Here is a 19,291-nt window from a genome sequence, read left to right as displayed (position 1 = left end):
ATCTTGTTTCAATCATCCATGCAGCGATAAGCCCTTGATGGCTTTATCGACTGCTTTCTTCGGGCCTCTCACGGCCAGTCCGACCAGATCGGGCGCATCAGCCGGCTCCTTTAGAAACACTTCCCGATTGGCTTCATCGTGGCCAGTGGAAAACATCGCGCGGACGTAGACGGCGCGGGTTAGTTCTCGTTCTATCGCTTGGCGGAAGGCGCGGAGGAGGCCGGAAGGGTCGGCCTGGTAAACCATGATGGGCTGGCCGAGGAGGCGGGCGTGGGTTCTGCCAGCGGCATCGATGTACGGTTCGCCCATTGCGTCAGGAGCCGCGCCCGCGATGCCGGTCGCGAGGAACGCGGTTACGTTGAGCTTCTGCCAGACGGCGAGGTCGTCGAGGATGATGATGGCTACTTTGGTGTCGAATTCCATGGGGGTGGGGAGTTAAGGGATGGGCACTTTGGGATGGTAGTTAAATTGATGGGCGGGTGGGGTGGGGCCGTGTCAGAAACGAATATCCTTCGATGAAGTGAAGATTTGAAGCTGTCAGCAAGCTGTTTGGCTGAATGACATTCGGCGGATGGGCGGTCCGACGCCTGCCACCGCAGTTCTCTAAAACGGCAGCAAGAGTAAAAAGCCGTCGCGCCATCCGCACGTTGAACGTAGCCGATTGCTGCTTACATTTCTACTCAGGTCATCGCACGCTATAAACTGATTTGTATTGCAGGACGCGTTTGGGAGCGCGAATTCGATAGGCTACGTCTTGCAAAATCGCATAGGTGCGGCTGGCGGCGTGCCATGATCGATTGAGTTGGCCATAAAACGACGGTCGCCTTGGTTGGTTCGAACGTCTGTCCCTCAGCCCGACGCGGACATTCACGCTCGACGGGTTCCAGGCCCAGCGAACGGCTGCGCACAAGAAAGTCTTGGATCCGAAGTCGACCCGGAACTGCCAGTTGGTCGACATCGGCGGATATCCCGTCTCGGCTGCGAAAGAGCCAGTCGTCATTGACAACGATCGCCCTTGGCGGACGGGCAGGATGCGAAACGGAAACCGCTGAGGATGGGCCTCAGCTGGCCGCGGTTATCCACAGGGGTATGCAAAATAGCATATCGGTGGTCTCCATTCTTCGCCCGTCGCGGAAAATTTCGCACCCAGTAGAGCGTTTCGATTTGACGTCTAAAGGCGGACAGACAAATCCGATCTGCTCCAATGCCCGCACTCATTGCGGCGCTTCCCGTTTCCGAAGCGCCGAAAGTGGCTCATGCTCGCGTCTCCAAAATACTGTACAAATGTACAGTACAGGAAGATACTGGGTCGAGAAGACGCAGAACTCGATGGAGCCCAGCATACCGTGGGCGTGCTGTCGGCATCCCGCCGGCTGCTGTTGATTTGAAATCGCAAGTCTGAGTCATCGTTTAATAAAGTACACTACGGCAGTCAGCGCGACGCCGACGAATTGTCTGCCGACTACTCCTAACGACCGCTATGACGCAATGAATAAAAGATTATTTCAACTACTGCGAAGAGAAGTTGACGTGGATGTGCGTTCGGATTGAGACACTAGGCAAGCTAAACTTACTAAATCTTAATCTGCATGCAGAAGATTTTTATATAGAATTTTTCAACGTCTTATTTGGCTATGCTCTAGTGAACACTAATGCAACGAGCCAGAATGCTGAGGCTATTGATTTGATTGATAGCGGAGAAAAACTCGTCGTGCAAGTGTCTGCGACCGCTACCAAAGTCAAGATTGAGTCGGCGCTTGGAAAAAACTTGTCTGTGTACAAGGGTCATAAATTTCAGTTTATCTCGATTGCGAAAGATGCTTCACACCTTAGAAAACTGACGTATGTAAACCCTCACAGTCTCGTGTTCTACCCGAAGCAGGACATTCACGACCTCGCATCTATCCTGAGTCATTTGTTGCATCTGACGACAGCACAACAGCATGATGTCTTTGAGTTCATCAAGAAGCAGCTAGGCAGCGATACGGATCAGGCAAGGGTTGAAAGTAATTTGGCCGAGATAATTAAAATTCTCGCGCAAGAAGACCTTTCTGCAACCGGTAGTAGTGTCCCATCGACGGGATTCAGCGTGGATGACAAGATCAATTTCAACAACTTAGCGACGGCCGCTAGCGTTGTCCAGGACTACGCTGTTTATCATCCCCGGATGAATGGCATCTATGCGGAGTTCGATAGGGCGGGGAAGAATCGAAGCATCTCGGTGATGCAAGCTCTCAAGTCGGAGTACCTGCGGCTGCGAAAGGACTACAAAGACGATGATCTTTTTTTTCGCATCATTGACGCATCGATGGATCGGGTGATTGAAAGCCCCCGGCGTCAGAATAGTTGTCGTGTTATCTGATTCTTATAGACATGGTCCGGGGGCGGTAAAATCAGGGTGAATGAAAACCTACTCAGCAGAAAGAAAAGAAGCGCTGGTGCGGCGCATGATGCCACCGGAAAACGCGCTGGTTTCGGCGCTGGCCAGAGAAACGGGGATTACCGAACAGACGTTGTACACGTGGCGCCGACAGGCGAAAGGACAAGGGTTGGCCGTGCCGGGCGATGGGAAGAATCCCGAAGCATGGTCTTCGGAGGACAAGTTTGCAGTAGTGCTGGAAACCGCGCCGCTCAATGCAGCGGAGCTGGCCGAGTATTGTCGTCGAAAGGGTCTTTATCCAGAACAGATATCCGCCTGGCGAGCCGCTTGCCGTTCGGCCAATGCGAATGCCACGGAGCAGGCACGCGAGCAGCGCCATCAGTCGAAGGACGACAAGAAGCGGATCCAGCAGCTCGAGAAGGAATTGCAGCGCAAGGAGAAGGCGCTGGCGGAAGCGGCTGCGCTGCTGATTCTGAGAAAAAAAGCCCAGGCGATCTGGGGAGACAAAGAGGACGATTAATCAACGTCCCGGATCGCCTGTTATGTGTATCGTTGATACGCGAGGCGGCGCAGTCAGGCTGCCGGCTGGAGAAGGCTTGCGACGAGCTGGGCCTGAGCCTGCGCACGTTCCAGCGCTGGGTGGGTGACGGTGACGCGGTGCACGCCGATGGCCGTACCACGACCGAACGGCCGCCGCCGGGTAACCAGCTGAGTGAGGCCGAACGGCAACAGATTCTTGAGGTAGCCAATAGTGCGGAGTTTGCCAGCTTGCCGCCCAGCCAGATCGTGCCAAGCCTGGCGGATCGCGGCGTGTATGTCGCGTCGGAATCGAGCTTTTACCGCGTGCTGCGCAGCGCCTCGCAGCAGCATCACCGGGGTCGTGCGCGCAAGCCTTCGACCCGGGTGGTGACCAGTCATTGTGCGACAGCGCCGAATCAGGTCTGGTCGTGGGACATCACGTGGCTGCAGGCGGCGGTCAAAGGACAGTACTACTACTGGTACATGATGCTGGACGTGTTCAGCCGCAAGATTGTTGCTCACGAAGTGCATGAAGCCGAATCGGCGGAACTGGCCGCGTTGCTGATGCGGCGTGCCAGTCTGGCCGAGGGCCTGGCAGGACGTCCTCTGGTGCTGCACTCGGATAACGGCAGCCCGATGAAGGGTGCGACGATGCTTGCCACTCTGGAGAACTTGGGGGTTGCGGCCTCGTTTAGCCGCCCGCGTGTGAGTAATGACAACCCGTACGCAGAGTCGCTGTTCCGCACCTGCAAGTACCGGCCCGACTATCCACGCAGGCCGTTCGGCAGCGTGGATGAGGCCCGTGCCTGGACGCAGAAGTTCGTGCGTTGGTACAACCAGGAGCACAAACACAGCGGCCTGAAATTCGTCACGCCGGCGCAGCGCCACAACGGCGTAGCCGCCGCAGTGCTCGCGCAACGTGAAGCCGTTTATGCAGAGGCCAGGCAGCGCAATCCACAGCGTTGGTCCCGATCGACGCGCAATTGGGAATTGAAGGATGAAGTCTGGCTCAATCCGGAGCGTATGCAGCCGGAAGAACTAAAGCAGTTTGCTTGAAGTGACGCGACAACTACGTTGACAACCGCCGAAAGCAAGAATTACCTAGAAATGCCGAAAGAAGAATTGGAGCTGTGTGTCAGCTTGATTGTGGTTGATGCATTTGTCCGATGCAAGATTTTTGAACATCCGAGCATTAGTAAACATGCTTCTTCCTGACGATATTCATCCTACATTGAGTCTGTACTATAACGGTGGACTCATTTTAGAAGCACTCAAGAAACTAAAAGTGTGCAGTCTATTAGATTTATATGCGGAGGTCCGGAAGTTTCGTGACGTGACCATGCCGATCCTGGTGCTTAGCCTGGATTGGCTATTCATAATTGATTTGATTAAATTCAATCTCGAGGGGGATATCGAGTTATGTTCCTAAAAAGTCTTAGAATTTCGAATGATTTGGGAACGATCCGACATATAAATTTTCACGCCGGGCTGAATTTGATCGTCGATGAGACTCCCCAAGTAGGTGAGTCAGAGACTGGTAATAACGTTGGGAAGACGACCGTACTGGCTCTGATTGACTTTTGCGTTGGTGCGTCCACGAAAGGCATTTACACTGACCCGGAAAACAAGAAAAACGAATACTCTCTTGTTAAGAATTTTCTCGTTGACACGTCAGTGCTGATTACGCTTTCTCTCGTCGAGAATTTGAGCGATGAGGCCGCTCGGGAGATCAAGATCGAAAGGAATTTTCTTCCGCGCAAACGGATGATTCGTCGGATCGACGGGGAACAGAAGACTGAGGAAGAATTCGAGCAGGCGCTAACTGAACACTTGTTCCCCGGGCATTTCGGCAAGAAGCCAACGTTCCGACAGATCATCTCTCATAACATCCGATACAAAGATAATAGCGTTAACAATACCCTCAAAACTCTCGACACCTTCACGCGGGATGACGAGTACGAGAGTTTGTATTTGTTCCTGCTGGGTTGCCACTTTGAACGCGGTGACGAGAAACAGCAGCTAGTGGCGAGCATTCGAACCGAGACAACGTTCAAATCGAGGTTGGAATCGGAACAAACTCGTTCGGCCTATGAAACCGCTTTGTCATTGCTTGCCGAAGAGATTGGGACCTTGAACGCAAAAAAAGCAACGTTCAATGTAAACGCCGATTTCGAATCCGACCTTGGTGAACTTAACCAGGTAAAGCATCGAATCAACGCGGTAGGATCTCTCATTGGACGGCTTAAATTGCGGCGGGAACTGGTGTCTGAGGCTACCCAAGAGATCTTGGACGGGCGCTCCGATATTGATGTGCGTCAGTTGCGTGCCTTGTACACGCAAGTTTCCACAAGGGTAGAGGGCGTCCAGAAGACCTTTGAGCAATTGCACGAATTTCACAATCGCATGATTGATGAGAAGGCGCGTTACATCGGTCGAGAGTTGCCGCAGATCACTGCCGATATCCAACGGCGCGAAGAAGAGCTGGAAGCTTTGCTTACGTCAGAGAAGTCACTGACCGACAAGGTGACGCGGAGTGAGTCGTTCGAGGGTCTAGAGGCGTTAATCATTGACCTAAACGAAAAGCACCGCAAGATGGGCGAGTATGAGACAGTGATCCAGCAGATCTCGGACGTCGACACCACCCTTAAAACTTTGAATGAGAGCCTTAGCAGGCTGCGGAAATACCTCACCCCGGAGTCACCCAAAAGGTCAGTTCAAACGTTGTTAGTGAAGACCCCACAACTGTGAGAAGCGATGCGCGGCGCGGATACCTTTACCGAGAATTTGTTCACGTTGCGTAAGCTGGAGGACTTTGTTCCAGCCGATCATCCGCTGCGCTCGATTCGCAAGATGGCCAACGCAGCATTGGCCAGGATGGATCGCTTGTTTGCCGGCATGTACGAGGCTGATATCAAAGGTGGGCGGCCCAGCATTGCCCCGGAGAAGTTGCTGCGCGCGATGCTATTACAAGTGCTCTATAGCGTTCGCTCGGAGCGCCAGTTGATGGAGCAGGTTCAATATAACCTGCTGTTTCGTTGGTTCATCGGCCTGTCGATGGACGATGCCGTTTGGGTGCCCACTGTCTTCACCAAGAACCGCGAGCGCCTGATCAAGCATGACGCGGTCATCGAGTTCTTCAACGAGGTTGTGGGCATTGCCGAGAAGAAGTGCTGGCTTTGCGGTGAGCACTTCAGCGTCGATGGCACGTTAATTCAAGCATGGGCCGGCCATAAAAGCTTTGTGCGCCGCGATGATGATCAGGACCCCGAAGACGGTGGGAGCTTCAAGGGTGAGACGCGCAGCAATGAGACGCATGAATCGAAGAGCGACCCCGATTCGCGGCTGTATCGTAAGGGCAAAACGGCAAGCGAGCTACGCTACATGGGCCACACGTTAAGCGATAACCGCCATGGGCTGATCGCCAGCGCCGTGGTGACGCTGGCCGATGGCTATGCCGAGCGCGAAGCGGCCAAAGTGATGATCAACGATGCCCGCCAGGCGCTTGGCGATCCGACGCGCGAGATCACGCTGGGGGCGGACAAAGGCTATGACGCGGCAGAGTTCATCGAGGCCTGCAAGACCATGAAAGTCACGCCTCACGTGGCGCAAAACAACTCAGGCCGCCAGTCGGCGGTGCCCGAGTCAATCGCCCAGAGTGCGGGCTATGCGGTTTCCCAGCAAAAGCGCAAGCTCATCGAACAAGGTTTCGGCTGGGCTAAGAGCATCGGCGGTATGCGTCAAGTGATGGTGCGCGGCTTGAAGAAGGTCGATCAGATGTTTGTGCTGACCATGGCCGCGTACAACCTCGTGCGCATGCGCACCTTGGGAGAGATCCGGCCGTTGCAGCCGCTGTGAGCCAAAAATGCCCAAGAGAGCGTCATAAACAGGTCCGAAAACCGAAATTAACCGGTCCGCATTTCAAACTATGAGAAATTCCCCGCTGAAAATTCTGATTAAGCTCACGGCTCAGTAAAGTCGGCCTCTATTTCCGCAGCCTGTTAGCGAAATCGAGGACTCTTTGTTCTCGAGTCAATTCGAGGTCACAATAAAATCTCAGCTTAATAAGTTCAATAAATACTTTGCGGCGGTTGCTCAGACACTTTACGGGGAACGGTATGCTTTGAAGGTTGATCTAACCACGAACAAGGCAGGCCAGCGCATATATAAGTTCAATGCGTTCAACGTCAACTTCAGCTCGGGAAAAAAACAGGGCGAGATCTCGTGCTTTGACATTGCATATACTCAGTTTGCAGATAATGAAGGCATCCCTTGCTTTCATTTTCTATTGAACGATAAGAAAGAGCTGATGCATGATAACCAGCTAATAAAAATAGGCCAGCTTGTCGAGAGGGAGGCCAATGTCCAGTTCGTAGCATCGATACTCAAAGATAAGTTGCCACCCGCCCTCAACAAGGAGAAGTATTTCGTTGTTAGCTTGTCGCAGAGCGACAAGCTTTTTCGTATCGAGCACGGTACCCCAGACCGTCCTCGAACATCTGTTGATGCTGTTCTCAAGGCGCCGCGCTCTCCGAAGGGTACGAAGGGTTGAAGCTGTTCGAGAAGGTGCGGGTGCTGCGCTCGCCGTCTCAGGCAAGCTTTGGCCTCATCGGGAGGACGTTCGACTCCTTCCCTCAAGCGCAGTTTGAGATAAGTTGCGCCTCTACTTCAAGTGCGTGCTCCGCTCGGGATCGTGCCCCGATCGTCATAGATCACTTTCCACCCCGCGCGGGATCACGACAAGTAATCAAGGAATTGCATGCGCATCGATATTAGCGAATCGGATTGGCTCCGGACGTCCGCGACGCGAATTCGCTTCCGTCGCTTGCTCAGGCATGGTCACTGTCCCGTAATGGTCAGACCCGGTCCCGCGGAGAACTTCAGGAACCTACTCGAAACAGCCGACCGAATCGGTTTGGAGCAAATTTTCCAGATTCAACTGGCGGCACGGGCATCCGCATTAAGCCGACGCGCTAGATGACCGGAAGGTGAAACTCCGTGTTATTCTGCGCGTCGGGCTTGCGGACAGATTTTCTGTCGTGCTTCGCGACACGTGACAACGACATCCAATGGATTGCCGTTATTTGCCGATTTATCCTTATCTATGATACGTTGCAAAAGAGTGTCCGCGAGCCCTCCTTCGGACTCTGATTGCTAATCGTAATGTCTGCTCTCAAAAGAATAAAATCTGATACATCGCTTCGTGACGTTGCGAACACTCTGGGGTTTAAGCCCAAAGCGCTCGCATATGTAATTCACGGTATGTCTGATGAGTACAAGTATCATCAGTTTGATATTCCAAAAAAAACAGGCGGCATCCGAAGTATTAATGCTCCAAGCCCAGAATTAAAAAATCTGCAAAAACGGTTATCAATCCTGTTGCAGGACTGTATTGACGAGATAAACAAAGAAAAGAAAATTGAGGGTACTCTTTCTCATGGGTTTCGCCGAGGGTACTCAAGCATTACGAACGCCGCAAGTCATCGTAAAAGGCGATATGTTTTCAATTTAGATCTTAATGATTTCTTTGCATCGATAAATTTTGGTCGAGTAAGGGGGTTTTTTATCAAAAATCGAAACTTCGAGCTCGATGAGACTGTGGCGACAATTCTAGCGCAGATCGCGTGTTTCAAGAATTCGCTGCCACAAGGGAGCCCTTGCTCGCCAGTCATCTCCAATTTGATCGGGCACGCACTAGATATCGGTCTTGCAAAACTCGCGCACCACAACAGTTGTTACTACAGCCGATATGCGGACGACATCACGTTTTCTACAAATGAGCGTATTTTCCCGTCAGCCATTGCTGTGACATCCTCATTGGGCGAACTGGCTGGACAGTCGGAGCTGAGCTGCTGAAGATAATCGATAGAAACGGTTTCTCAATTAATAAAAGCAAAACGCGGATGCAGTACGTGAATTCACGGCAAGCCGTAACGGGTTTGGTCGTCAACGAAAAAGTAAATACACGCATAGAGTACAAACGTGCAGTCCGGGCAATGGCTCACAACCTCTTCACGACTGGAAAATTCAATCGTGTGCCGGCGGTATTGGGGTCTGCGGGGGTCACTTTGGACGCGGCGGTAGAGGGGACCGTTAATCAGCTAAACGGGATGCTTGCATTTATTGATGCGGTAAATCTCTATAATTTGCGGAAAATCGAAGACTCCTCAGCCAAGCACGCCGGTGGTCCACGCATTGAGCGACAATTGAACGGGAGCGAAAAGACATATCGTGATTTTATATTTTTCAAACATTTTTATTTCAATGATTTTCCAATAATTATTTGTGAAGGAAAAACTGACAACGTTTATTTAAAATTTGCCATAAAAGCCCTTGCTTCAGAGTTTACAAATCTCGGTGAGAAATCAGTCGAAGGAGAGATTAATTTAAAACTTTAATTTTTAGAATACACTGAGCTTACAGGGCGATTGCTTGGCCTCACTGGCGGATATGCGCCGCTTAATTCCTTTATTGGCTTGTATCGAGATTCCTGCGAGCCTTTCAAGGCTTCAGGATTGAGAAATCCGGTAATCGTGTTGGTAGATAACGACTCAGGTGGAAAGAAGACGTTCGGAGTGGTCAGCAAGAAAGCCGGTGGGCAGGTCGATGGAAGCGCGGATTTCTACTTTATTACAAAAAATCTTTATATGGTTGCCATACCGAAAAAAAATGGAAAGGATACGGCAACGGAAGACTGTTTTCAAGACAGTACTCTCTTAACGAAGGTATCAGGAAAAAGCTTTAACCGAAACAACGATCACGATACTAAGTCCGAATATGGAAAACATTATTTCGCGACCCACGTAGTGGCAAAACAGCACAGCGAGATAGATTTCTCTGGCTTCAGAGGTGTCTTGAAGCGTATTGATTTGGTTATACAAGAGCACAAAAAGAAAGTGACGCCGTGAAGTGTTGTGCCTCACGCTCAAACGTCTGTTTGCTGCCGAATTAGGCCACGCTGGGCGGCCAATGACTTGCCGAAACCCGAAAGCGACGCAAGTGAAACGTCGACGCGGCAGGAGCTTGCGCCTCTACTCGATGCTCTCACGGAGTGGATTTGCACTACCGGAGGGCGTATTGCAATCGTGTCGACTTGATTAGCTACAGAACTGCTATTGCACGTAGATGGACCATTGTTAGGCATGTTCGGGGCCAGTCATTTCACCCCTGAACTACCCCTGCCTTGAAGCAGCGGGACGAAGCGACTTTGGCCGGCTCAGTTGCGGTCGCTCGATCAGGTGTACCACGACGGCCGGTTCTCGGTCGACAAGGGACTCCATTTGGCATGCGGTTGTTAATGATCGTCCCGAGCCGAGCTATCGGGAACACGTGTCATGCAACGTTGACTATTGGTCCCCGAGGCGCCCATCACACTGCATTTTTTCCACACGTCCGCTGTCGTGTAGTAATGCACTATTTGTATAGCAGCTCGCTACCGGACGCTCTTCGTGCATTGCTTTCCGGCGAGGAATGACTGCTATGGCCGACGGTCGGGCATTCGACGGAAATCCGTACTATTGCCGCGCGCGCAACCACTGTCGATCGCGACCTCTCGATCAAGAACCACCCAAGAGCTCGTCTCACCCGCAATCACGCATCCCCAAACGGATTCCCTTTCTTAGTCGCTGGCGTTTGCGTCTTAGTTGCCAGATGGTTCTGCAACCAGAACATCGCTTTGTTCAATCCGAGCGCGTGCCAGTCCTGGCCCATTTCGCAGATGAACACTCGATCGTCGGCCGCCGTCGCACGCGAAAACGAACCGGCCAGTTCCTTGGCATTGCGATCCGTGTTCAGCACCAGGAACGCCCCCATTTGATGCAGGTGCAAGAACTCATAGTCGTCACCTGACACTTGCGCCGCGATGTCTTTGATCTGCGCGTGCTTCTGTGTCGGAGTACCGATAAATATGCTGACCAGATACGTCACTTTCTTGTTCGTGTTCATGTTCTTCCGCCGTGCCGTAGTTGAGTGGATCAGAACTTTGATTGTCACACAACGGGAAGCGGCATCTCTCGAAGACACGGACCAACATCGGCGAGAAAGCTGCCAACCCGCCTCAACCACCACCCGCAAAACAAAAAACTGGCGAGCCACCCACGCTCGCCAGTCTATCCACCCTTACCGCGCCACCAAATCAAACCGCGACTACTTCCCATGCCCCGCGTCCAACGGCTTATGCTGCTCCGCTCCTGACCCGGGGAAGAACGTATCCCAAACCGCTCTAACCCCTTCCGCCGCCGTCACTTCAGCGTCAATACTCTCGGCACCCTCAACCTTGCTTGGATCGCCAGAAAGGCCACGCCAGTGAGTAAAAACGAGCATCGGTTTTTCGGTCCATCCGTCCGTACCAAACTTCGCGAATGCTGTTTCGCCGCTCGCGAGTTGCACCTCGTACCATCCGTCGCGCACTGGCGAGTAATCACTTAACGGAAACCATGCAGTCGGATCGAGTTTCACAAGCTCCCCCATAGATCATTAGGACATTGCTGTCAGTGTAAGGATTGCGCGCATATGACGTGCCTGACATCGAGGCTAAAGCGCCCCAAGGCGTCGTCAGATTCGTCAAGCAAACCTAAGCGTCAGAATACGCCAAGGTAAAAAGGCACTGCAGGATCTTCCAGGCCGCCGCCTTTCATTGAGCCCACCGGCCCCGGAAATTACCCGGCAAAGCGCCCGGTCTCGCCGCAAAACCTAGCAATCCACGACGACCCAAACGTTCCGCCGGCTTCAAATCCAGCAACAACTCAACCCCACAATCGCCTTTCCGCCGCCAGAAGCATCACTCGCACAACAACAGTGCATCCATGCGTTGTCCCACGTAACTCATCAAATTGACATACTCTGTCTGTATAAGCATCTTTTCTGTCCGCCGCATGCACCAAATGGACGAAATAAATGAAGCACCCGCCACATAACAACAGGGTAATTCCACGTATAAACCCTTAATAGGGCAAATCCTGTTGATTCTTGTTTTCTGTTTATTGATAATGCCTAAACACAATGTCGTGCCAGACCAACTGGTGCGCAGAGAGAATAGTAAGTCGTCAACTTGGGGGGAATCAGTCATGCAATACGCTGAGATCGCTTACGAGAATGTCGTCTTGATTCCGCTGGCCGCGTATGACGATGGCTTGTACGCAGCCATGCTGATCGTTAGGGAGGTCGATGGCCTGCAGCGCGCGACTGGCGTGCTGGGACATTTCCCGTGCCCTGTCGATGCCCGTAAGTTTGCCCTTGCGTATGGCATGGCGGAAATAGACGAACGTCAGCATGCGCCGCAACAACGTGTAATGCAGCACTCTTTCGATCAGGCCGCATAAATCCGGCTGTCCAAATCGGAAGTCAAAGCCAAGCCGCTTTAAAACATACCGTATAGGTATCGATAAAACACGCCCGTCAAAAGCGGGCGCGTTACGTTTCGCATTGTTTATTTTGCGATGCAAAATCGTCGCGTTTAATCAATTAATTAAACGCTGTCTTTTCCTGCCCAATCGACCGCTGCGTCGAATAAAGCAATTCCCGGCGATGAAAGGTTGGTGAATGTCTCGTTACTCAGGAAAAACATCACGCGTCGCGCCGGAGCAAGCGCCTCGTAATCCATCGTCGCGCCTTTTTCGTAAGCGAAGATGGCGGCTTTCTCCGGCTGCCCATAAAGCGTCGCGATGATCGTCGCGCCCAGGCCCGGTTTGCCCCAACTCATTGGCGCCTGCTTGCCGTATACGTTCACGACGCCCGCAGGCAATCCGGCGGACATCGGATGCGGCGCGTTGACGAGCCACAAATAACGTTCTTTCGGCGCCTCGCCGAAATCGACGTCGTGGCGCTTGCCGGTCATCGCGAAGTCATCGAGGAGATCGTTTTCCCAGGTGAGGAGCGGCACGGGCAACGCGCGCCAGCCGCTCGGCACGTCCTTCGATGAAACCGTCGACGAGATGATCACCAGATCCACATCGCCCACCGAGTCCGGCGCCTGCGCCTGATCCACCATCCGAACCGAATACCCACGCGCTTCAAGATGAGCCGCGGCCTTCTGATCGACGCCGATATTCGGCCCGGTCATCTGCACGACCATCACCACCTTCCGACCGGCGCCAGAAGCGCCGCGAGCGCCCGGATCCGCAGCCAAAGCAAAAGGCATCGTCGACATCAACGCCACTGCCAATGCTGGCGTGAGCAACATCGCCCGTCGACGCGCCACCTGAACATCACTCGCATCCCACCACCGCTTCAAAATCTTCATCGTTTTTCCCGGAAAAGCCCAAATCGACCGAATTAAACCCACCGCTTAAAACTCCAGTGTGGTGAGCAACGAAAACTGTCTTGCGTCGCCCACGGACACGAAGTATTTGTTCACGCTCGACGGGTAGTAGGTCTTGTTAAAGAGGTTCTTGACGTTGAGCTGGAACGAGAGCCTGCGCCCGCCCAGCTTCGTGTCATAGGTGGCGAACGCGTCCGCGACGGTATAAGCGGGCAGGGTGAAGCTGTTAGCGGAATCGCCCGGCCGCCGGCCTACGTAATGCGCGCCTGCGCCCAAACGGAATTGATCGCCGCCGAAGATCGCGCCGAAGTCGTACACGACAGCCAGCGACGCCGTATGCGCCGCCACGTTCCAGAGCTGGTTGCCGGCATAGAGCGGATCCTCGGTGGTCTTGGCATCGATATACGCATAGCTCGCAATCACGCTCCAGTGCTGGCCGATCTGACCCGCCACATCCAGCTCCACGCCCCGCGAGCGCGCCTTCCCCGATGTGCGCCAGTCGGTCAGCTTGGTCGTGTCGTTGTATTGCGACACGAGCACGTTCGATTTATCGATATTGAACAGCGCCAGCGTCCCGGTCAGCCCACCTGGCATGACAACCTTGGTCCCCAATTCCCACGACGTCGCCTCTTCCGGCAACACGGAAGAATCGATCACCACGCCGGAACTCAGAGGCGCAATGGTCGACGTCGGCTTGAGCGACTGCGTATAACTGCCATACAGCGAAACCGTATCCGTCCACTTGTAAACCACGCCCGCACGCGGCAGCCATTTCGTGCCGTCTATATCCGTATTCGCCTTGAACGGTCGGCCCTTTCCGGCAATCTGGTTGTACGAAAGAAAGCGCGCGCCACCCACGAGAATCCACTTGTCGTTCAGGTGCAGGCTGTCCTGGAAGAAGAGGGATGTGTCGTGCAGCGTGTCGGTTTGATCGCTGTCACTGGCGGAGATGGTGCTCGACGGACTCTCCAGCCCGTACACCGGATTCAAATAGTTGAACGTGTATTTGGTCGCCTGCCGCAGCAGATCGCGACGATAGATTCGTCGATATTCATCGTCCACGCCCACCTGCAGGTCGTTGCGAAACCCGCCGACGGTGAAGTGGCCATCCACATAAGCAATGCCGTAGCTGTCGGTGCTGAGCGCGCCGTGCGTGGCGTCGTTGCTGCGCGACAGCACGCCCGTGGTGCTGTTCACGCCCTGCACGCGCAACTGGTTTGCATCGTAGGTCTCGCGGTTATAGCTGTAGCCCACGTGCGCTTTCCAGTCGGCGTTGATCTGGTGATCGACCGAAAGCTGCGCGAGGTGCGACTCGCCGGCCATCTGGTTGAAAGGCTCGTCAAGGCGCTCGCGGCTGGAAATGGCGAGGGGTTCGTTCGTCTTCGGATCGAGCGCGGTGCCGCGATCGAACGGATACAGGAACTTGCGATATTCATACGACACCACGACCTGCGTATCGCGTCCGTACCACGCAACCGAGGGCGCCACCATCGTCTCGCGATGCTCGCCGAAGTTGCGCCAATATTGCTCGTTGACCTGATCGACAACGAGCCTGTAAGCCAGCCCCGAATCGCCGATAGGACCCGTGGTGTCCAGCGTTCCGCCTGCACCGTTGCGACCGTGGCCGTAGGTCGAGCCCGACATCGAGATCGCGTGATATGGCGTAAGCAGCGGCTGTTTGCTCACCACGTTGACCACGCCGCCCGGGTCCATGATCCCGTAGAGGAGGGAGGTCGGCCCCTTGAGCACTTCGACGCTATCGGCCGAGGCGGTGAGCGAGCGCCCCTGCACGATCGGCATGCCGTTGCGCATGATGGAGCCATCGCGGTTGCCGCCGAAACCGCGCTTGAGCAACGTGTCCTGCGTACCCGCGAGCGTATTGCCCTGCACGATGCCGCTGACGTTCGCGAGCGCGTCGTCAAGATTGCGCGGCCGCTGGTCGTGCAGCACTTGCGATGGCACGACGTTGACCACTTGCGGGGTATCGATCAATGGCGTGTCTGAGCGCATCACCACCGCTTCTTTGGGCAACTGATAACCGGCGGTATGAAGGGCGCTCGCGTTCACCGCAACGGGCGGCAGGGTCATGCCGTCGGAAGCGGTAGTACCGACATCGACGACCTCCACCAGCGTATAACCGCCGTTGGCCTGCTGCACCGAAGCAACGCTTGTCCCATGCAGGATTTGCACGAATGCCTGAGGGACATCGTATTCACCACGCAGGCCCGCGCTCTGACGGTTGGCTGTGATCGCGCTTGGGAAGGACAACAGAATGCCGGCTTCGCGGCCGAAGCGGTTGAGCGTGGCTTCCAGCGGCCCCGGCGGAATGTCGTAGGTTTTGCGTTGCGGTGTCTGCGTGGCGCCGCTAACGTCGGCGGCTATCGCCAGATTGAACGGCACGCCGGCCGCAATCAGCGTGGCTGTCATCACACGTACAAGCCGGCGCGCCGGACTGGTTTTCCTCGTTTTGATACGACGGCAGAAGCCGGCCTTTCGATACTGTCCCATGTTCAACGCTCGCAGGAAGATAGACGATGTAGTGCTCTCATCTCCCTTGTCCCGCGAGAATCGAAAACAGCTCAACGCAGCTCAAAATTTTTTATCGTGGTTTTCAGTCACGACCGCGCGGCTTGCACCGTGACCCAATACCGCGTGACGAATTCAAGTTGGACGGGCAGGGTGCTGTCGAGCGTTTCCAGTACGCGGCCGGTATCGGCGAGAGGAAAGGTGCCGGATAAACGGAGGTCCGCAATCTCCGGTGCGCAACGCACCACTCCGCGCCGATAACGGCTCAACTCCGCGACGAAATCCCCCAGCCGCATGCTGCTCGCGACGATCAAACCATCGGTCCAGGCCGCGTCGTTTTCGGTGATGGTTTCTAGAGGACCTACATCGATGCGCGTGAAGCGCGCGCGTTGCCCGGCATGCAGCACAGTCGCGCGATGCGCGGCATCGAATGGCTGGATCCGCACGGCGCCATCGAAGACATCCAGGCGGCTCGCATCCGTCTGCTGTCGCGCGGCGAAACGCGTGCCGAGCGGTTGCAACGTGCCTTGCGCCGTCTCGACCACAAACGGGCGGGGCGTGGGGCCATCGGCGTGACCGGTGATCACCATGATCTCGCCGCTCAGCAGGCGCAGGCGGCGTTCGGTGCTGCTGTAGCGCACGTTGATGGCGCTATCGGTGTTCAAGGTCACCACGGTGCCGTCGCCGAGCGTCAGTGTGCGTCGTTCTCCCACCGCCGTCCGTTCGTCCGCGCTCCACGCGCGCCATGGCACGCGTTCTTCCACTATCCAAGCGCCGCTGCTGGCAAACAGCAGCACCGCCAGCGCCTTGACGTTCGCACGCCGCTTGGCTGAGCGCGGCGGCATCAGCGCGGCACGCGCGACGTTCGAGCCAATTGCATCGCTCAAACCGTGAAAGCGGCTGCTGGCAGACTGGATATGCCGCCACGCGCGCTCATGATCGGGATGCGCGGCGAGCCAGCGCTCGAAGGCGTTGCGCTGCGACGCGGTGGTGTCGCCGGATTGCAGCTCCATCCACCATTCGACGGCGCTGCGCGCGATCTCCGGCGCAATATCGGGGCGTGCGTTTGCGTTCAAGCGCGTCATTCCATCGATAACGCAAAGAAACATTGCGTACCGGCGCGCACCAGATGACGCTTGACCGTGGATATCGATATCTTGAGTTGCGTGGCAATGTCCGCGTGGCTCGCGCCGTCTAGCTGGGCGAGCAGGAATGCACGTTTGACAGCGATGGGTAGCCCGTTGAGCTGGGCATCGATTTCACAAAGGGTTTCGAGCAGCACCGCCCGTTCTTCCGGCGATGCCACCAGCGCCTCGGGCCTATGCGCCAGCGCTTCAAGATAAGCGCGTTCGATTTGCTCGCGCCGCCAGTGATTGAACAGGACGCGCTGCGCGACGGTGGTCAGGAATGCCCGTGGCTCATCGAGCGCGAGCGGTTCGTCGCGCGCCAGCAGACGCACGAACGTGTCGTGCGCAAGGTCCGCCGCACGATGCGCGCAGCCGAGCTTTTTGCGCAGCCACAATTGCAGCCAGCCGTGATGATTGCTGTAGAGCGTCTGCACGTCGCCATGCAGAAGCGATTTGTTTGCCGGCACGCTTGCCTGCCCCGACCAGTCGCCTGGCGCCAAAAATGGTAAATGAGAATTATTCGCGATAATAACATGGGAATTTTCTTATGTTCGATTCGTCTTTCAGCGCTTTTACAGCTTGCTTGTGGAGACGGTTGGTGTGATGTGGCCTTTCTGGCCGGCCCCGGCGCGTAACTCTTCCCCCAGAAATTCAACAAACGTCCGCAATTTCGCGGACAACTGGTGCCGCTCCAGATAGATCGCGTGGATATCCGCGTTCGGCAGCGCCCAGTCGTTCAGCAGCACGACAAGCTTCCCCTCACGCACCAGCGCCTCCGTTTCCCATTGCGAGCGCACGGCAATGCCGCGTCCGTCCAGCGCCCATTGCAGCACCGTAGTGCCGTCATTGCTGCTGAGCGGCCCGTCAACCTTGACGGTCTCCACCTTCTTGCCGCGCGTGAAATGCCAAGCCCCGTACGCTGATTCGTTCTCACGCAGCACGAGGCACGCGTGCCGCGTCAAATCGTGCGGCATGGCCGGCAGCCCGTGTTTCTCAGCATATCCCGGCGATGCACACACAATCCGCCGATTCCTGAGCAGCAAACGCGCATTGATGCGGGCGTCCGGGACATCGCCGAAACGGATGCCCAGGTCGAACCCTTCCTCCTGCAAATTCACCGGCCGGTCCGACAAATGAAGCTGGATCTTGATCGCCGGATATCGCTCGATGAACCTCGATACCGCCGGCGCAATCCGGCTGCGCCCAAATCCAAACGATGCATTCACGCGCAGCAAACCCGTCGGCTCCGCCCGGCTTTTCGTGACGAGTTGTTCGAGTTCGGCGAGTTCATCGAGGATGCGTGAGCCGTTCGCCAGATACAGCTCGCCCTCGGGCGTGAGGCTGACGCGCCGCGTGGTGCGGTTCAAAAGCCGCACGCCCAGCCGCCGCTCAAGCTGCGCGAGGCGCTTGCTGATGGAAGGCGGCGTCACGCCGAGATCGCGTGCAGCCGCCGCCAGATTGCGATGTCGAGCGACGAGCGTGAACAGGTTGAGGTCGGAAAAGCCGTCCATCGATTAGTTCCTGGAAGTTAAGTCTGGATTGCCTGAATAGAAACTGTATCGGGAAATGCATCAATTAAACTTCATAAAACTGCTGGAGACAATCATGTTCGATGACTTCAAGGACGTATCGGCAACGGTCGATGGCGTCAGGATCAAGGCAATACAAGGCGGCCATGGGCCGGCGTTACTGCTGTTGCATGGCCATCCGCAAACCCACGCGATCTGGCACAAGGTCGCGCCCGAGCTGACGAAACACTTCACCGTCGTGGCGGCGGATCTGCGCGGTTATGGCGACAGCGACAAACCAGAAGGTCTTCCCGATCACAGTAACTATTCGAAGCGTCGTATGGCGCAAGATCAGGTCGATCTGATGCGCACGCTGGGTTACGAATCGTTTGCTGTGCTCGCGCATGATCGCGGCGGCCGGGTGGCGGCGCGTATGGCGCTGGATCATCCGGCGGTCGTCAAGAAACTGATCACGCTCGACGTAGCGCCAACGCTCGCGATGTACGAAAAAACCTCGTTCGAATTCGCTCGCGCTTATTGGCACTGGTTTTTCCTGGTCCGTCCCGCGCCGTTCCCCGAGACGCTGATTCGCGCGGACGCGAACCTTTACCTGAAGCAGACTATCGGCGCGCGCAGCGCGGGGTTGAAGCCGTTCACGCCCGAGGCGTACGCGGAATATTTGCGTTGCCTGCAGCAGCCAGGTACCTCTCATGGCATTTGCGAGGACTATCGCGCGAGCGTCACCATCGACCTGGAACACGACCGCGAATCGCTGGCGAAGGGCGAGAAGATAACCTGCGATTTTCTCGCGCTATGGGGCGCGGAAGGTGTGATCGAAAAGTGCTTCGATCCGGTCGCCGAGTGGCGCCATTTCTCCGATACCGTCAGCGGCCACTCGCTGCCATGTGGCCACTACATTCCGGAAGAAGCGCCCGAGTTGCTGCTCGAGTGTGTGCTGCCGTTTCTTAGGGGTTGA

The 19,291-nt window shown here is 55.4% G+C and carries 20 protein-coding genes; 12 read left to right on the top strand and 8 right to left on the bottom strand.

Annotated features, from left to right (window positions below; genetic code table 11):
• Window positions 1-12: 12 nt before the first annotated feature.
• Window positions 13-423, bottom strand: coding sequence for a DUF2000 domain-containing protein (locus SBC1_RS34755; RefSeq protein WP_165104806.1), 411 nt, complete (start codon window positions 421-423; stop codon window positions 13-15).
• A gap of 1,111 nt (window positions 424-1,534) precedes the next feature.
• Here SBC1_RS34755 and SBC1_RS34750 point away from each other — a divergent pair.
• The 10 genes from SBC1_RS34750 to SBC1_RS34715 all read left to right on the top strand — a co-directional run bounded on the left by SBC1_RS34750 (window position 1,535) and on the right by SBC1_RS34715 (window position 9,804).
• Entirely contained in the window at window positions 1,535-2,362 is an 828-nt protein-coding gene (locus SBC1_RS34750) for an ABC-three component system protein (protein WP_165104805.1), read from the top strand.
• Between the two features lie 40 nt (window positions 2,363-2,402).
• A protein-coding gene (locus SBC1_RS34745) for an IS3 family transposase (protein ID WP_241202151.1) occupies window positions 2,403-3,955 on the top strand; the annotation gives its coding sequence in 2 pieces (ribosomal slippage) (window positions 2,403-2,865 and window positions 2,865-3,955; 1,554 coding nt in all).
• A 51-nt stretch (window positions 3,956-4,006) separates the two neighbouring features.
• A complete protein-coding gene (locus SBC1_RS40710) occupies window positions 4,007-4,114 on the top strand; it encodes a hypothetical protein (protein WP_370469704.1) in 108 nt (35 codons plus the stop codon).
• On the top strand, window positions 4,101-4,328 hold the full coding sequence (locus tag SBC1_RS40705; protein ID WP_370469684.1) for an ABC-three component system middle component 6: 228 nt from the start codon (window positions 4,101-4,103) through the stop codon (window positions 4,326-4,328). The genes SBC1_RS40710 and SBC1_RS40705 overlap by 14 nt, the downstream gene beginning before the upstream one ends.
• A gap of 65 nt (window positions 4,329-4,393) precedes the next feature.
• Entirely contained in the window at window positions 4,394-5,647 is a 1,254-nt protein-coding gene (locus tag SBC1_RS34740; RefSeq protein WP_165104804.1) for a DUF2326 domain-containing protein, read from the top strand.
• 6 nt (window positions 5,648-5,653) lie between these two features.
• Complete coding sequence (locus SBC1_RS34735; protein ID WP_165102028.1) at window positions 5,654-6,754, top strand: IS5 family transposase; 1,101 nt, start codon at window positions 5,654-5,656, stop codon at window positions 6,752-6,754.
• 163 nt (window positions 6,755-6,917) lie between these two features.
• Window positions 6,918-7,448, top strand: a complete 531-nt coding sequence (locus SBC1_RS34730) for a DUF2326 domain-containing protein (RefSeq protein WP_370469683.1) — start codon at window positions 6,918-6,920, stop codon at window positions 7,446-7,448.
• A gap of 611 nt (window positions 7,449-8,059) precedes the next feature.
• Complete coding sequence (locus SBC1_RS34725; RefSeq protein ID WP_165104803.1) at window positions 8,060-8,752, top strand: reverse transcriptase domain-containing protein; 693 nt, start codon at window positions 8,060-8,062, stop codon at window positions 8,750-8,752.
• A gap of 56 nt (window positions 8,753-8,808) precedes the next feature.
• Complete coding sequence (locus SBC1_RS34720) at window positions 8,809-9,294, top strand: hypothetical protein (RefSeq protein WP_165104802.1); 486 nt, start codon at window positions 8,809-8,811, stop codon at window positions 9,292-9,294.
• A gap of 30 nt (window positions 9,295-9,324) precedes the next feature.
• Complete coding sequence (locus SBC1_RS34715) at window positions 9,325-9,804, top strand: hypothetical protein (protein WP_165104801.1); 480 nt, start codon at window positions 9,325-9,327, stop codon at window positions 9,802-9,804.
• A gap of 682 nt (window positions 9,805-10,486) precedes the next feature.
• Here the strand turns inward: SBC1_RS34715 and SBC1_RS34710 are convergent.
• Window positions 10,487-10,840 (bottom strand): hypothetical protein, encoded by a 354-nt coding sequence (locus SBC1_RS34710; protein WP_165104800.1) that lies wholly within the window; start codon window positions 10,838-10,840, stop codon window positions 10,487-10,489.
• 201 nt (window positions 10,841-11,041) lie between these two features.
• Window positions 11,042-11,353 (bottom strand): hypothetical protein, encoded by a 312-nt coding sequence (locus SBC1_RS34705; protein WP_370469682.1) that lies wholly within the window; start codon window positions 11,351-11,353, stop codon window positions 11,042-11,044.
• Window positions 11,354-11,961: 608 nt separating this feature from the next.
• Between SBC1_RS34705 and SBC1_RS34700 the strand changes: the two genes are divergently transcribed.
• Window positions 11,962-12,216: a hypothetical protein gene (locus tag SBC1_RS34700; RefSeq protein ID WP_165104798.1), complete on the top strand. Its 255-nt coding sequence runs from the start codon at window positions 11,962-11,964 to the stop codon at window positions 12,214-12,216.
• A gap of 146 nt (window positions 12,217-12,362) precedes the next feature.
• Here SBC1_RS34700 and SBC1_RS34695 read toward each other — a convergent pair whose 3' ends face one another.
• The 5 genes from SBC1_RS34695 to SBC1_RS34675 form a co-directional block, all read right to left on the bottom strand.
• Window positions 12,363-13,136 carry a hypothetical protein gene (locus tag SBC1_RS34695; protein ID WP_241202339.1) on the bottom strand — a complete coding sequence of 258 codons (774 nt, stop codon included), beginning with the start codon at window positions 13,134-13,136 and terminating at the stop codon, window positions 12,363-12,365.
• A 45-nt stretch (window positions 13,137-13,181) separates the two neighbouring features.
• Window positions 13,182-15,662, bottom strand: coding sequence for a TonB-dependent receptor (locus SBC1_RS34690; protein ID WP_165104797.1), 2,481 nt, complete (start codon window positions 15,660-15,662; stop codon window positions 13,182-13,184).
• Between the two features lie 107 nt (window positions 15,663-15,769).
• Entirely contained in the window at window positions 15,770-16,765 is a 996-nt protein-coding gene (locus SBC1_RS34685) for a FecR domain-containing protein (RefSeq protein WP_206366133.1), read from the bottom strand.
• Window positions 16,762-17,274 (bottom strand): sigma-70 family RNA polymerase sigma factor, encoded by a 513-nt coding sequence (locus SBC1_RS34680; protein WP_165104795.1) that lies wholly within the window; start codon window positions 17,272-17,274, stop codon window positions 16,762-16,764. The genes SBC1_RS34685 and SBC1_RS34680 overlap by 4 nt, the downstream gene beginning before the upstream one ends.
• A gap of 105 nt (window positions 17,275-17,379) precedes the next feature.
• Entirely contained in the window at window positions 17,380-18,318 is a 939-nt protein-coding gene (locus tag SBC1_RS34675) for a LysR family transcriptional regulator (RefSeq protein ID WP_165989142.1), read from the bottom strand.
• 94 nt (window positions 18,319-18,412) lie between these two features.
• Here SBC1_RS34675 and SBC1_RS34670 point away from each other — a divergent pair, with 94 nt between their 5' ends.
• The gene (locus SBC1_RS34670) at window positions 18,413-19,291 is read left to right on the top strand and encodes an alpha/beta fold hydrolase (RefSeq protein WP_165104793.1); all 879 of its coding nucleotides are present in this window, start codon (window positions 18,413-18,415) and stop codon (window positions 19,289-19,291) included.

This window comes from Caballeronia sp. SBC1 (genome assembly GCF_011493005.1).
Classification (GTDB): domain Bacteria; phylum Pseudomonadota; class Gammaproteobacteria; order Burkholderiales; family Burkholderiaceae; genus Caballeronia.
Note: the sequence above shows the minus strand (reverse complement) of the source record. Positions and strands in the feature narration are given on the sequence as shown.

Coding starts and splice junctions, on each gene's coding strand:
- SBC1_RS34700 (WP_165104798.1), top strand. CDS start 11,962: ATGCAATACGCTGAGATCGCTTACGAGAATGTCGTCTTGATTCCGCTG.
- SBC1_RS34685 (WP_206366133.1), bottom strand. CDS start 16,765: ATGACGCGCTTGAACGCAAACGCACGCCCCGATATTGCGCCGGAGATC.
- SBC1_RS40705 (WP_370469684.1), top strand. CDS start 4,101: ATGCTTCTTCCTGACGATATTCATCCTACATTGAGTCTGTACTATAAC.
- SBC1_RS34735 (WP_165102028.1), top strand. CDS start 5,654: ATGCGCGGCGCGGATACCTTTACCGAGAATTTGTTCACGTTGCGTAAG.
- SBC1_RS34675 (WP_165989142.1), bottom strand. CDS start 18,318: ATGGACGGCTTTTCCGACCTCAACCTGTTCACGCTCGTCGCTCGACAT.
- SBC1_RS34710 (WP_165104800.1), bottom strand. CDS start 10,840: ATGAACACGAACAAGAAAGTGACGTATCTGGTCAGCATATTTATCGGT.
- SBC1_RS34690 (WP_165104797.1), bottom strand. CDS start 15,662: ATGGGACAGTATCGAAAGGCCGGCTTCTGCCGTCGTATCAAAACGAGG.
- SBC1_RS40710 (WP_370469704.1), top strand. CDS start 4,007: ATGCCGAAAGAAGAATTGGAGCTGTGTGTCAGCTTGATTGTGGTTGAT.
- SBC1_RS34755 (WP_165104806.1), bottom strand. CDS start 423: ATGGAATTCGACACCAAAGTAGCCATCATCATCCTCGACGACCTCGCC.
- SBC1_RS34750 (WP_165104805.1), top strand. CDS start 1,535: ATGTGCGTTCGGATTGAGACACTAGGCAAGCTAAACTTACTAAATCTT.
- SBC1_RS34670 (WP_165104793.1), top strand. CDS start 18,413: ATGTTCGATGACTTCAAGGACGTATCGGCAACGGTCGATGGCGTCAGG.
- SBC1_RS34695 (WP_241202339.1), bottom strand. CDS start 13,136: ATGAAGATTTTGAAGCGGTGGTGGGATGCGAGTGATGTTCAGGTGGCG.
- SBC1_RS34725 (WP_165104803.1), top strand. CDS start 8,060: ATGTCTGCTCTCAAAAGAATAAAATCTGATACATCGCTTCGTGACGTT.